General features: G+C 62.6%; 13 protein-coding genes. 11 read left to right on the forward strand and 2 right to left on the reverse strand.

The genetic code is table 11. The annotated features are described in order from the left end of the window. The first annotated feature begins 28 nt into the window (after positions 1 to 28). From ACEUCR_RS10460 to ACEUCR_RS10480, 5 genes are all read left to right on the forward strand, one after another. A complete protein-coding gene (locus tag ACEUCR_RS10460) occupies positions 29 to 1,270 on the forward strand; it encodes an ammonium transporter (RefSeq protein ID WP_041995185.1) in 1,242 nt (413 codons plus the stop codon). Between the two features lie 172 nt (positions 1,271 to 1,442). Further along, positions 1,443 to 2,450, forward strand: a complete 1,008-nt coding sequence (locus ACEUCR_RS10465; RefSeq protein ID WP_408773797.1) for a Fe(3+) ABC transporter substrate-binding protein — start codon at positions 1,443 to 1,445, stop codon at positions 2,448 to 2,450. A 39-nt stretch (positions 2,451 to 2,489) separates the two neighbouring features. After that, positions 2,490 to 4,115 carry an ABC transporter permease gene (locus ACEUCR_RS10470; RefSeq protein WP_041995181.1) on the forward strand — a complete coding sequence of 542 codons (1,626 nt, stop codon included), beginning with the start codon at positions 2,490 to 2,492 and terminating at the stop codon, positions 4,113 to 4,115. A gap of 62 nt (positions 4,116 to 4,177) precedes the next feature. Then, positions 4,178 to 5,209 carry an ABC transporter ATP-binding protein gene (locus tag ACEUCR_RS10475; RefSeq protein ID WP_408789981.1) on the forward strand — a complete coding sequence of 344 codons (1,032 nt, stop codon included), beginning with the start codon at positions 4,178 to 4,180 and terminating at the stop codon, positions 5,207 to 5,209. Between the two features lie 96 nt (positions 5,210 to 5,305). Continuing rightward, positions 5,306 to 6,211, forward strand: a complete 906-nt coding sequence (locus tag ACEUCR_RS10480; RefSeq protein ID WP_111874744.1) for a Dyp-type peroxidase — start codon at positions 5,306 to 5,308, stop codon at positions 6,209 to 6,211. Positions 6,212 to 6,308: 97 nt separating this feature from the next. Here the strand turns inward: ACEUCR_RS10480 and argR are convergent, their stop codons facing one another. Beyond that, positions 6,309 to 6,779 carry a transcriptional regulator ArgR gene (gene argR / locus ACEUCR_RS10485; protein WP_005308670.1) on the reverse strand — a complete coding sequence of 157 codons (471 nt, stop codon included), beginning with the start codon at positions 6,777 to 6,779 and terminating at the stop codon, positions 6,309 to 6,311. A 201-nt stretch (positions 6,780 to 6,980) separates the two neighbouring features. On the opposite strand from argR, the gene ACEUCR_RS10490 reads away from it, so the two are divergent. From ACEUCR_RS10490 to ACEUCR_RS10515, 6 genes are all read left to right on the forward strand, one after another. Further along, positions 6,981 to 7,721 (forward strand): ATP-binding cassette domain-containing protein, encoded by a 741-nt coding sequence (locus ACEUCR_RS10490; RefSeq protein ID WP_408789984.1) that lies wholly within the window; start codon positions 6,981 to 6,983, stop codon positions 7,719 to 7,721. 28 nt (positions 7,722 to 7,749) lie between these two features. Next, the gene (locus ACEUCR_RS10495; RefSeq protein WP_111874746.1) at positions 7,750 to 8,487 is read left to right on the forward strand and encodes a transporter substrate-binding domain-containing protein; all 738 of its coding nucleotides are present in this window, start codon (positions 7,750 to 7,752) and stop codon (positions 8,485 to 8,487) included. Between the two features lie 3 nt (positions 8,488 to 8,490). After that, positions 8,491 to 9,141 carry an arginine ABC transporter permease ArtQ gene (artQ, locus tag ACEUCR_RS10500; protein WP_041995168.1) on the forward strand — a complete coding sequence of 217 codons (651 nt, stop codon included), beginning with the start codon at positions 8,491 to 8,493 and terminating at the stop codon, positions 9,139 to 9,141. Positions 9,142 to 9,149: 8 nt separating this feature from the next. Continuing rightward, positions 9,150 to 9,812 (forward strand): arginine ABC transporter permease ArtM, encoded by a 663-nt coding sequence (artM, locus tag ACEUCR_RS10505; RefSeq protein WP_111874776.1) that lies wholly within the window; start codon positions 9,150 to 9,152, stop codon positions 9,810 to 9,812. A 219-nt stretch (positions 9,813 to 10,031) separates the two neighbouring features. Next, positions 10,032 to 10,967 carry a malate dehydrogenase gene (gene mdh, locus ACEUCR_RS10510; RefSeq protein ID WP_041995166.1) on the forward strand — a complete coding sequence of 312 codons (936 nt, stop codon included), beginning with the start codon at positions 10,032 to 10,034 and terminating at the stop codon, positions 10,965 to 10,967. A 123-nt stretch (positions 10,968 to 11,090) separates the two neighbouring features. Further along, positions 11,091 to 11,948: a tetratricopeptide repeat protein gene (locus ACEUCR_RS10515; RefSeq protein ID WP_392442086.1), complete on the forward strand. Its 858-nt coding sequence runs from the start codon at positions 11,091 to 11,093 to the stop codon at positions 11,946 to 11,948. Positions 11,949 to 12,071: 123 nt separating this feature from the next. On the opposite strand, the gene hmpA is transcribed toward ACEUCR_RS10515, so the two are convergent. Further along, the gene (gene hmpA, locus ACEUCR_RS10520) at positions 12,072 to 13,265 is read right to left on the reverse strand and encodes an NO-inducible flavohemoprotein (protein ID WP_392442083.1); all 1,194 of its coding nucleotides are present in this window, start codon (positions 13,263 to 13,265) and stop codon (positions 12,072 to 12,074) included. Positions 13,266 to 13,295: the final 30 nt, after the last annotated feature.

Consider the following 13,295-nt stretch of genomic DNA (forward strand, 5'->3'; position numbering starts at 1 on the left):
CAAGATAGAGAGCTGGTAGGAGAGAATCATGGAAGAGTTAGCCAAGAGTGTCAGTGAGCTGCGGTTTGCGCTGGACACCTTTTATCTGTTGATGTCCGGTGTGCTGGTCATGTGGATGACCGCCGGTTTCGCCATGCTGGAAGCGGGTCTGGTGCGCGCCAAGAACACCACCGAGATCCTGACCAAGAACATTTTGCTGTATACCATCGCCTGCGTCATGTATCTGCTGATCGGCTACAACATCATGTACGTCGACAACGGCGCTGGCGGCTGGCTGCCCAGCTTCGGCACCCTGATCGGCACCCAGGCCGAAGATGCCAGCCACTCGCTCGAGTCTGACTTCTTCTTCCAGGTGGTGTTCGTGGCGACCGCGACCTCCATCGTCTCCGGCGCCGTCGCCGAGCGGATGAAGCTCTGGTCCTTCCTGCTGTTCTGCGTGGTGATGACGGGGGTCATCTACCCGGTCGAGGGTTACTGGACCTGGGGTGGCGGCTTCCTGAAAGAGGCGGGCTTCTCCGACTTCGCCGGCTCCGGCATAGTGCACCTCGCCGGTGCCGCCGCCGCCTTGGCCGCCGTGCTGATCCTGGGTGCGCGCCGTGGCAAATATGGCAAGAACGGCGAGATCTACCCGATCCCCGGCTCCAACCTGCCGCTGGCGACCCTGGGGACCCTGATCCTGTGGATGGGCTGGTTCGGCTTCAACGGTGGCTCCCAGCTGATGCTGTCCGATGCGGCCAACGCCACCGCCATCGGTGCCGTCTTCGTCAACACCAATGCCGCCGCTGCGACCGGCGCCCTCGGCGCCCTGCTGGTGACCAAGCTGACCTGGGGCAAGGCCGACCTGACCATGGTATTGAACGGCGCCCTGGCTGGCCTGGTGGCCATCACGGCCGACCCCGCCTCCCCGAGCCCGCTGTTCGCGAGCCTGATCGGTGTGCTGGCCGGTGTGCTGGTGGTCTATGCCATCGTCTGCTTCGACAAGGTCAAGATCGATGATCCGGTCGGTGCCCTCTCGGTACACGGTGTCTGCGGCTTCTTCGGCCTGATGGTCGTGCCCTTCAGCAACGAGGCGACCACCTTCGGGGCCCAGCTGCTCGGCGCCGCGGTGATCTTCGGTTGGGTCTTCCTTGCCTCCCTGTTGGTGTGGGCCGTGCTGAAGGCCACCCTGGGTGTCCGGGTGAGCGAAGAGGAAGAGATGATGGGTGTGGACATGCACGAATGCGGCGTGGATGCCTACCCCGAATTCGTGACGGTCAAAGCCAGCCACTGATAACGAGGGCTGTCATGCAGGGCCGGATGGGATTCCATCCGGCCCTTTTTATTCATCATGGAATAAATATGTGAGCCAGCGCAGGGGATCGTCTTGCGATGGGGCAAGCTGCTGAGGCAGAATGCAAACGACAATAGTTCTCACTCTATCCACCCAAGGGATTGATTTCATGATGAAGAAGACTCTGTTGGCCATGGCCTTTACCGCCATCTCCACGCCGGCTGCCCTGGCCGCACAGCAGGTGAATGTTTACTCGAGCCGTCAGGATGAGCTGATCAAACCCATCATCCAGCAGTTCGAGCAGGAGTCGGGGATCAAGGTCAACGTGGTGTTCGCCAAAGAGGGCCTCAACGAGCGGTTGGAGCGCGAGGGCAAACTCTCCCCGGCCGACCTGATGCTGACCGTCGACATCAGCCGCCTGACCGATCTGGTCGACAAGGGGCTGGTGCAGCCGGTGGACAGCAAGCTGCTGCAGGAGAACATCCCGGCTGCCTATCGTGATCCGGACAATCAGTGGTTCGCCCTGACCACCCGGGTGCGCGCCATCTACTCCAGCAAGGCGCGTCTGGGCAAGCTCGATACCATCAGCTATGAAGATCTGGTCAAGCCTGAATTCAAAGGGAAAATTTGTACACGTAGCGGCAAGCACGAGTACAATGTCGCCCTGGTCTCCTCCATGATCGCCCATCACGGCATGGCGGACGCCAAGACCTGGCTGGAAGGGGTCAAGGCCAACCTGGCGCGCAAGCCCCAGGGCAACGATCGGGATCAGGTCAAGGCGATCAAGGATGGCATCTGCGACATCTCCCTCGGCAACAGCTACTACCTGGGCGCCATGCTGAAAGACCCGGCGCAGAAGTCCTGGGCCGACGCGGTCGAGATCAACTTCCCGAACCAGACCAATCGCGGTGCCCATGTCAACGTGAGCGGCGTGGCCATGACCAAGTACGCCAAGAACAAGGCAGAAGCCCAGAAGCTGATGGAGTTCCTTGCCGGCGACAAGGCGCAGCACATGTACGCGGACGTGAATGCCGAGTACCCGGTCAAGCCCGGTGTCGAGCCGTCCGCCATGGTCAAGTCCTGGGGCGATTTCAAGGTCGATGCCCTGCCGGTCAGCGATTATGCCAAGCACCGCAAGGATGCCCTGGCGCTGCTCGACGAAGTCCAGTTCGATCTCTAATCCGATGGGGCCAGGTGCCCCATCCATTTTTGTGGACTCATGAAACGATTTGGTTGGATAGCCAGCGGTTGGGCCTGCGCCCTGCTGCTGGTTTTGCCCGTTCTGGCACTGCTGTTTTCCGCGCTCTCGGCGGATGGGGATCTGTTCGCCCATCTGGCCGACACCGTGCTCTCTACCTATTTCACCAATACCCTGTTGCTGGTGCTGGGGGTGGTCCTGCTCAGCCTGCTGTTCGGGGTGCCGACCGCCTGGCTGGTCGCCATGTGCCAGGTGCCGGGCCGCCGCGCCCTGCAGTGGGCGCTGATGCTGCCTATGGCCATGCCCTCCTACATAGTGGCCTACGTCTATACCGACTTGTTTGATTACTCAGGCCCGCTGCAGGCTGCCCTGCGAGCCCTGTTCGACTGGCAGAGTCCGGCGGATTACTGGTTCCCGGCCATTCGCTCCCTCGGCGGCGCCGCCTGGGTATTGGCCCTGGTGCTGTTTCCCTATGTCTATCTGCTGGCGCGGGCCTCCTTCCTGGAACAGTCGGTCAGCCTGATCCAGTCGAGCCGCCTGCTGGGGTGCAACCCCTGGCAGAGCTTTCGCCGTCTCAGTCTGCCCCTGGCTCGCCCCGCCATCATGGTGGGGGTCTCCCTGGTGGCCATGGAGACGCTGGCGGATTTTGCCACGGTGCACTTCTTTGCCATCAACACCCTCACCACCGCCGTCTATGATACCTGGCTCGGCTATGGCAGCCTGGCCACGGCGGCCAAGCTCTCCTGTCTGATGCTGCTGGCGGTGGTCTTGCTGATCGCGCTGGAGCGGCGCTCCCGGGCCCGTCAGCAGGTGTTCCAGAAGTCCATGGGCTTCGAGCAGCCGCTGCGCTATCCCCTCGGGGGCATGGGGCGCTGGCTGGCCGGGTGCTGGTGCTGGGGACTGGTCGTGGCGGGCTTCATATTGCCGTTCGCCATCCTGCTCGATTACGGGGTGCGTTATTTCGCCCTCTCATGGACGCCGGAGTTTGTCCGATTCGCCGGCAACAGCCTGCTCATCTCTACCCTGACCGCCCTGCTGGCCATGGGGGTAGCCCTGCTGCTCGGCTTCTTCCGCCGTCTCGATGGCGGGATCAAGAGCCTGATCCCCCTGCGCCTGGCCGCCCTGGGCTATGCCATGCCCGGCACTGTGCTCGCCATCGGTGTGCTGGTACCGCTCACGGCCCTCGATTTTGCCATCAATGATCTGGCCGAGTGGTTGGGGAGACAGGGGCCCGGCCTGCTGCTGACCGGCACCCTCACCGCCATCGTCTTCGGCTATCTGGTGCGCTTCGTGGCGATTGCCATTGGCTCGGTGGAGAGCAGCCTGGGCAAGATCTCCCCCAGTCTCGACATGGCCGCCCGCTCCCTGGGGCAGGGGGCGGGTGGCATGCTCAGGCGGGTGCACCTGCCCCTGGTGCGGCGCGGCCTGTTCGCCGGCGCCATGCTGGTGTTCATCGAATCCATGAAGGAGCTGCCGGCCGCCCTGCTGCTGCGGCCGTTCAACTTCGAGACCCTGGCCACCCATGTCTACCAGTTCGTGTCGGACGAGATGCTCGAACGGGGTGCCCTCGGCGCCATCGTCATCGTGCTGGTCGGTCTGGTGCCCCTGATCTGGGTCAACCGCAGCCTGGATGGCAAGGGCCACTGAGCCCGCTTTACATCTGGCGGCCCGGCCCAGAGCCGGCCCCAAGGAACGAGAGGATATGAGTCGTGTCTTGTTTGGAGATTGAGGGCGTCAGTTGCCGTTACAACGGGCGCAATGTGCTGGAGCAGCTCTCCCTGTCGGTGGCCGACAACGAGATCGTCTGCCTGCTGGGAGCGAGCGGCTGCGGCAAGACCACGCTGCTCAAGGCCATTGCCGGCCTGATCCCCCTGGCTGAGGGTCGCATTCTGCTTGGCGATCGGCTGCTCGATGGCCCCGGTGTGACCATGGCGCCGGAGGACAGGGGCATCGGCATGATCTTCCAGGACTATGCCCTCTTTCCCCACCTGACGGTGGCCGAGAACATCGGCTTTGGCCTGGAGGGACGCGGCCGGCGCGAGCGCCGCGAGGCGGTGGAGGCTTCCCTCAACCTGGTCAACCTGCAGGGGCTGGGGGAGCGCTATCCCCATCAGCTCTCCGGTGGCCAGCAGCAGCGGGTCGCCATCGCCCGCGCCCTGGTGTGCAAGCCCAGGCTGATGCTGCTGGACGAACCTTTCTCCAATATCGATACCCAGGTGAGAATGAAGCTCATCCTGGAGATCCGCGCCCTGCTCAAGGGACAGGGGATAGGAGCCGTCTTCGTCAGCCACAGCAAGGAGGAAGCCTTTGCCTTCGCCGATCGGCTGGCGCTGTTTCGTGCCGGCCAGATCGAGCAGGTGGGCGAGCCTGAGCGTCTTTATCGCCGTCCCGAGAACCGCTTCGTGGCCGAGTTCCTCGGTGGGGTCAACTATCTGGATGCCGAGGTGGTGGACGAATGGAGCCTGACCACTGCCATCGGTACCATACGTGGCAGCGAGCCCCATGGCCGCCCCCTTGGCGCCCGTCTGCAGCTGATGCTCAGACCCCAGCAGTTGCAGCTCAGGGGGGACGAGGCGGGGCCGCTGACCCTGGTGGAGCAGCAGTTTCTCGGCCATCACTGTCGGGTGCAGCTGGCCTGCGACGGGCTGATCCTGGAGGCCAGCATCAGCGAGCCTCTGACGCTGGGGCGCGCCCGGGTGCAGGTGGCGCCTCATCCTCTGGTGCTGTTCGACCCCTTATGAGGGACCGGCCCTGCGCCATGTCAAGGATCCAGCCAGTCATTGCTTTATAATCGGGCGACTCTATGATCGACCGATGCTCACACATGGGAGAAATGAATGAACGCCCAAGCCGGGATCTGCGCAGAGCCTAACCTGCATGCCCTCTATCTGATGTTCAACCGGGTCGGTGACCGCGCCGAGCTGGTCCGCCGCCTCGCCAAGGTGCCTACCCTGTGGCAGTCCGTCAGCGCCGATTTTCCCGACGCAGGCTTCACCGGCCTGCTGGCGGTCGGTTCCGAAGCCTGGGACAGCCTCTACCCGTTGGCGCGTCCGCCCCAGTTTCGCGGCTTCATGGCCCAGGAGGCCAATGGCCAGCAGGCGCCCCACACCCCCTTCGATCTGTTCGTGCAGCTGCGGGCCGATCGGGTCGACGTGTTGCACCATGCCGGCCAGCGGCTGATGGCCCTGCTGGGGGGGCTGGTAGAACTGGCGGAGGAGATGCGCGGTTTTCGCAACCAGGATTGCCGGGACCTGACCGGTTTCGTCGACGGCACCGAGAATCCCCAGGGTGAACACAGGGCCGAGGTGGCGCTGGTGGATGGCGGTGAATTTGCGGGGGGCTCCTACCTGCATGTGCAGCGCTGGGTGCATGCCATGAGCGAATGGGAACGACTGGCACTGAAGGAGCAGGAGGACATCATAGGGCGCACCAAGCAGGACAACATAGAGTACGCCTCTGCCGACAAGCCGCTGACCTCCCACATCAAGCGGGTCAACCTCAAGACCCCCAAGGGTGAATCCATGGAGATACTGCGCCAGAGCATGCCCTGGGGCACCATGAAGGAGCAGGGGCTCTACTTCATCTCCTGCTGCCGCACCCAGGCGCACTTCAATGCCATGCTGGCCAGCATGTACAAGGGGGAGAGCGGCCACTTCGACCACCTGCTGCGCTTCACCAGGGCGGTGACGGGGGCCGCCTTCTTCGCCCCTTCAACCGACTTCCTGCAACGCCAGGGGCAGTGAGGCGTCGCCGAACAGGGCGAGCCGTCGTGAAAACAAAGATCCCGGCCTAGGCCGGGATCTTGCGTTGGGGTCGCGCCGCCCTGATGGCGGGACCCGCTCAGGGGGTCTGTTCGAACAGCTCGAGGGCGGAGAGGTAGAGCTCTTCGATGTCGGTGTCGCTGGTCGGGGTGATGAAGATGGTGTCATCACCGGCGATGGTGCCGAGGATCCCTTCCGCCTTGCCGAGGGAGTCGAGCAGGCGGGCGATGAGCTGGGCCGCTCCCGGGCTGGTGTGGATCACCACCAGGGCGCCGTTGTGGTCCACATCCAGTACCAGGTTCTTGAGGGGGCTGGAGGTGGTGGGCACGCCCAGTTCCACCGGCAGGCAGTAGACCATCTCCATCTTGGCATTGCGGGTGCGAACGGCGCCGAAGCGGCTCAGCATGCGCGATACCTTGGACTGGTTGATGTTTTCGAAACCCATCTCTTGCAGGGCGGTGACTATCTCTGCCTGGGAGCCAAATCGTTCTTCTTTCAGCAAGGCTTTAAAGGCCTTCGCCAGTTTTTCTTGCTTGTCGTTATGCTTCATCTTGGACTCACGAATGAGGGAGGGTGGCGGCCTGTGTAGGGCAGGCGGCAGCTGGTTTCAGCCCGGCCATTTTGCATTCATATGCCTTTTTTGGCAAGGAACTGCGGTTTGTACTGCATATCGATGCAAGTTTAGCTTGCATCGTCCCTTGTTGAGATTAAAATCAGGACGAAATTTTGAAAATTTATTCAATCAGGTTGTATGGGTATTGAATTAACAGCTATCGACAAGTCCTGGCACAAGCAGCCCGTCCTGCAGCAGGTCTCTTTTCGCACCAATCCCGGTGAAACCTTGGTATTGCTGGGGCCCAGCGGTGCGGGAAAGAGCTCGCTGCTGCGGATGCTCAACCTGCTCGACACCCCGGACGCCGGCACCCTGCGCATCGGCCAGAGTGAATTTTCTTTCCCGTCGACCCTCTCCAGGGGGGAATTTGCCCGGGAAGCCCAGGCGTTGCGCCGCAAGGTGGGCATGGTGTTCCAGCAGTACAATCTCTGGCCCCATCTGACCGTGCTGGAAAACCTCATCGAGGCGCCGGTCAAGGTGCTCGGCATGGGCAAGCAGGCCGCCATCGACAAGGCCGGTTATCTGCTGGCCCAGCTGCAGCTCGCCGACAAGCTGGATGCCTGGCCTGCCCGGCTCTCCGGCGGCCAGCAGCAGCGGGTGGCCATCGCCCGCACCCTGATGATGGATCCCGAGGTCCTGTTGTTTGACGAGCCGACCGCGGCCCTGGATCCCGAGATAACCAAGGAGGTCGCCCAGATCATCCGCGGCCTCGGGGAGACGGGGATCACCCAGGTGGTGGTGACCCATGAAGTCGACTTCGCCCGCAAGGTCGCCAGCCAGGTGATCTACCTGGAACGGGGCCAGATAGTGGAGGCAGGCTCCGCCGCGATCTTCGCCTCGCCCCAGACCCGTCGTTTTGCCGAGTTTCTCAATCACTGAATCATTTCATTTTGACAAGGATAAGCACATGAAAAAGTTCGCATTGCTGGCCGTGGCCATGGGCGTATTGAGCACCTCCGCCCTGGCCAAGGAGATCAAGTTCGTCACCGAGGCAACCTATGCACCGTTCGAGTATCTGGATGACAAGAACGAGTTTCAGGGATTCGACATCGATCTGGCTCGCGCCATCTGTGCCCAGGTCAAGCTGGAGTGCAGCTTTCACAACCAGGCCTTTGACAGCCTGATCCCCAGCCTCAAGTTCCGTCGTTTCGATGCGGCCATCGCCGCCATGGATGTGACCCCGGAGCGGGCCGCCCAGGTCGATTTCTCCGACATCTATTACGAGAACTCCGCCGTATTCGTGGCCAAGAAGGATGCCTTCAAGGGGCCGGAAGCCCTGGTCGACAAGACAGTCGGTGTCCAGAATGGCAGTTCTCACCAGTCCTATCTGGTGGATAACTGGGTCAGCAAGGGGCTGCTCACCGTGCCTTATGCCAGCTATCAGAGCGCCTTCCTCGACATGATGAACGGCCGCACCGATGCCGTGTTTGCCGATACCGCAGTGGCCGCCGACTGGCTCAAGCAGCACAAGGAGTATGCCGTGATGGGCAGCCCGGTGACCGACGCCAAATATTTCGGTACCGGCTTTGGCATCGCCGTGGCCAAGGGCAACAAGGAACTGTTGACCCAGCTGAACAAGGGGCTGGCCGAGATCAAGGCCAACGGCACCTATCAGCAGATCTTCGACAAATATTTCGCCCAGTAAGCCATGTTGAGTCTGCTGCTTGACGCGACCTGGATGACCCTGGGGCTGGCGCTGGCCTCCCTGGCCGGTGGCATGGTGCTGGCGCTGGCCTTCAGCGCCGCCGAGCTCAGTGGCAAGCCCTGGCTCGGCTGGCCCGTCGCCGCCTTCACCACCCTGGTGCGCGGCCTGCCCGAGCTGCTGGTGGTGCTGTTCATCTACTTCGGCTCGACCCAGGTGCTGTTTCTCATCACCGGCGAGTACGTGGAGTTCAGTCCCTTCGCCTGTGGCGTGCTGGCGCTCTCCCTGCTGTTTGCCAGCTATGCCTGCCAGACGCTGCGGGGGGCCCTCAATGCGGTGCCCGCAGGTCAGCGTCAGGCGGCGCAGGCGCTGGGGCTCGGGCGGGGGCGGACCTTCTTTCGCATCGTCCTGCCCCAGGCCTGGCGCCACGCCCTGCCGGGATTGGGCAATCAGTGGCTGGTGCTGCTCAAAGACACGGCCCTGGTCTCCCTCATCGGGGTCAACGAGATGATGCGTCAGGCCCAGATGGCGTCGGCCAGCACCTATCAGCCCTTCACCTGGTATGCCACAGCGGCTCTCATCTACCTGGTCATCAGCCTGGTGAGCGAGTTCGGCCTCAAGCAGGCATCCCGTTATACCCGCCGCTACGGAGCTTGATCTTGATGATGCAGGACTATCTCATGACATTGCTGGGGGGATTGGCCACGACCTTGCAACTCACCGCCTTGAGTCTGCTGCTCGGGGTTGCCATGGCGGCCCTGATGACCTGGGTGCTGGAGCGGCGTATTCCGGTGGCGACCCAACTGGTGCAGCTCTGGGTGCTGGTCTTCACCGGCACGCCGCTGCTCATCCAGATCTTCCTCATCTATTACGGGCCCGGGCAGTTCGAGTGGCTTAAATCGGGGCCGCTCTGGCCCATGCTCAAGCAACCCTGGTTCTGCGCCGTGCTGGCACTGGGATTCAATACCGCCGCCTATTCGACCCGCCTGTTCAAGGGGGCGCTCGATGCCATCCCGGCCGGCGAGGTGGAGGCTTGCCGGGCACTCGGTTTCACGCCGGGACAGACCCTGTGGATGAAAGTGCGTCATGCCGCGCGGCGGCTGGTACCCGCCTACTCCAACGAGGTGATCCTGGTGCTCAAGGGGAGTTCGCTCGCCAGCACCATTACCATCATGGACATCATGGGGCTGGCCCAGCGTCTCAACGCCCAGACCTATGACACCCTGGCGGTGTTCACGGTGGCGGGTGCCCTCTACCTCACCATGAATGGTTTGTTAACAATTGGCTTTCGCTGGTGCGAACGGCGGGCGCTGGCCTTTCAGGGCTGAACGGCCGAAACGGCCCGCCAGGTGGGAGGGAAACGCAGAAAATCTGTGCTTTCCCTCCAACTTTTCACTTTTCTCCCTCCCTTTTGCTGCTGGCTGTTCCATAGCTCACAGAACCTGTTGTCACAACTGTTATCAGATTGTTTTTTCGGGGGGGATCCATTAAGGTTGGGCGCACAACAAGAAACAACCTTAAACCTACGCTTAAACATGGAGTTGATCATGAAAGTTGCCGTTCTGGGTGCCGCCGGTGGCATAGGCCAAGCCCTTGCCCTGTTGCTGAAGAATCGTCTGCCTGCTGGCTCCGAATTGAGCCTGTATGACATTGCCCCCGTGACCCCGGGCGTGGCCGTCGACCTGAGCCATATCCCGACTGACGTGAAAGTAAAAGGATTTTGCGGCGAAGACCCGAGCCCTGCTCTGGTCGGTGCCGACGTGGTGCTGATCTCCGCCGGTGTGGCGCGCAAGCCTGGTATGGATCGTTCCGATCTGTTCAACATCAACGCCGGCATCGTCAAGAACCTGGTGGAGAAGTGTGCCGCCAGCTGCCCGCAAGCACTGATCGGCATCATCACCAACCCGGTCAACACCACGGTCGCCATCGCCGCCGAAGTGCTGAAGAAAGCCGGTGTCTATGACAAGCGTCGCCTGTTCGGCGTCACCACCCTGGACGTGATCCGTGCCGAGACCTTCGTGGCCGAAGCCAAGGGTCTGAACGTCGACAAGGTGCGTGTCAACGTGATCGGCGGCCACAGTGGCGTGACCATTCTGCCGCTGCTGTCCCAGATCGAAGGTGCCGATTTCTCCGCCGAGGAAGTGGCTGCCATGACCAAGCGGATCCAGAACGCCGGTACCGAAGTGGTGGAAGCCAAGGCCGGTGGCGGTTCTGCCACCCTCTCCATGGGTCAGGCTGCCTGCCGTTTCGGCCTGTCGCTCATCAAGGGTCTGCAGGGCGAAGCCAACGTCATCGAATGTGCTTACGTGGAAGGCAATGGCGAGCACGCCAGCTTCTTCGCACAGCCCGTCCTGCTGGGCAAGGACGGCGTCGAGACCATACTGGACTACGGCAAGCTGAGCGCGTTCGAGCAGGAAGCGATGGATGGCATGCTGGCCACCCTCAAGGCCGACATCCAGCTGGGCGTCGACTTCGTCAAGTAAGCCGCCAGTCGGTTGGAAAAGGGGAGCCCAGGCTCCCCTTTTGTCATTGTGGGCTTGCAGGCCCATCCGGAGTTAAGGGATGAAGCGCCGCTGCCGATACAGGAGGGCAGCAGGAGAATCACCATGACGAAAGCCATCCCCCTCATTATCTTTGCATGCCTCTGGGCCGGAGCGATCCGGGCCGAGCAGGAGGCCGGCGCGCCCGAGCCCATGCTGGCGGCGGCCTCCCGCCCGGACTCAGCCCCCGCGACCGCCCTCGAAGGGGCGAAGGCGGGCGATTCGGCTCCTCTGCCTGCCGCCCCGAGTGCGCCTTCTCCCGGAGCGACTCTGCCCCAGTGGCCCCTTCCCGCCAGCGGCACTTCGGCGGCGACGGCCACCCTGGTGGAGGTGGCGGATCCCGCCGCCAAGTTACCCCCCGTCTCGGTGGCGCCCCTGCAGGCGGTGCCGCTCTATCGGCAGGATGAACTGCTCGACTGGATCGAGCAGGGGCGTCACCTCAAGCAGGTCAGGCAGGACAGGTGCCAGCTGACTCAGGATATAGAAGCGCGGGCCAAGGTGATGAAGATCCCCTCCTATCAATTCCTGTGGGGGGACATGCTGGCCTGGGGGGTGTGCGTCAAACCCGATGCCGAGCAGGGGGTCAAGTACCTGTGGGCGGCGGCGGATCAGGGGTTGGCTCCGGCCCTGGAGCAGCTGGGTCGCTACTACTGGAAGGGGATCCTGGTACAGAAGGATGCGCTGAGGGCGGAGACCCTGATGCGGGAGGCGGCCAGCCAGGGGCTGCTCAAGGCGCAGCTGGAGTGGGTGGAGATGCTGCTGGCAGGGCTTGGCAGCCCCCTCGACTATGAGGAGGCCTATCAGTGGTTGCACGGTGCCGTGATCGGCGACAAGGCGCTCCATGGTCGGGCCGCCAGTCTGCTCTCGCGACTCGCCGCCCGCATGCCAGCCAATGCGGTGGCACGGGCCAAGGCGATGCGTTGATGCGGGCGTTTGCCCCTTGATGAAAGAGGGCCCCTGCTTGCAGCAGAGGCCCTCCTGTTATGGGAAGATCAGCCGCCGTGCCGTGCAGGCTGTTTCCCCCTCCTTGATATGAATACCCGGTCCTTACAGATCTTGATGGGGACCAAATACTTCGTAATGCAGGCGCTCGTCACCCACCCCGAGGGCCAGCAACTGCCGCTTGATGCTGGCCATGAAGGGGAGGGGGCCGCAGCAGTAGTAGTGCGCATTGCTCGGCAGCAGCTCCCGCACCTGAGTCAGTGCCATGGTGCCGCTGAAGTCATAATCCACCCCTTGCCGATCCTGATCCTGCGGGACGCGATACCATACCCGGCTCAGCAGTCGTTCATGGCGATCGCACTTGTCCCGGATATCCTGTCTGAAGCCGTGCAAGCTTCCCTGCTCGCAGGCGTGCAGCCAGCGGATCTCGGCATCATGGCCCTTGGCCAGCAGCCCATTGAGCATGCTGAGCATGGGGGTCAGACCGACACCGGCCGAGATCAGCACCACGGCCTGGCCGGGCTCGGCGGCCAGCACGAAGTCTCCCGCTGGCGGCATTACCGCCAGCACGTCACCGGGCGCCAGCTTGTCATGGAGCAGGTTGGAGACCTGGCCCGCTGGTTCTCGCTTGACGCTGATGCGGTAGTCGCGGCCGTTGGGGGCATCGGACAGGGAATACTGGCGGATCTCCTGATGTGTCAGGTCGGGGTGGGTCAGCTTGAGACTGAGATACTGACCAGGCTGAAAGTCGGGGACGGGCTGGCCATCGACGGGGGCCAGGACGAAGGAGGTGATGATGTCGCTCTCTTCCCGCTTGTGGGTGATGACGAAGGGGCGGGCGCCCTGCCAGCCACCGGGCTGCTCGGCCTGCTGCCGATAGAGCTCCCCCTCCCGGCCGATGAAGATGTCGGCCAGCACCCCATAGGCCTTGCCCCAGGCGGTCAAGACCTCTTCGGTGACCGCCTCTCCGCCCAATTCTTTGAGCGTGGCCAACAGATGACTACCCACAATGTGATATTGTTCCGGCTGGATCAGGAAACCAGTATGCTTGTGGGCGATGCGCTCGACCGCACCGGCAAGGGCGCCCAGGTTGTCGATATGTCTGGCATAAGCCGCGACGGCATTGAACAGGGCCAGGGGCTGGCCGCCACTGTGCTGATGGGCCAGGTTGAAGATGTCCTTGAGCTCGGGATTGTGGCTGAACATGCGTCGATAGAAGTGCTGGGTGAGCGCAGGGCCCGCCGACTCGAGCAAGGGAATGGTGCTTTTGATGACGGCGATGGTGGCTTGATCTAACATAGGTCCTCTTAATTTGACATCTAGAATGAC

Origin of the sequence: Aeromonas bivalvium (assembly GCF_046078285.1) — a bacterium.
GTDB classification, from domain to species: Bacteria; Pseudomonadota; Gammaproteobacteria; order Enterobacterales; family Aeromonadaceae; genus Aeromonas; species Aeromonas bivalvium.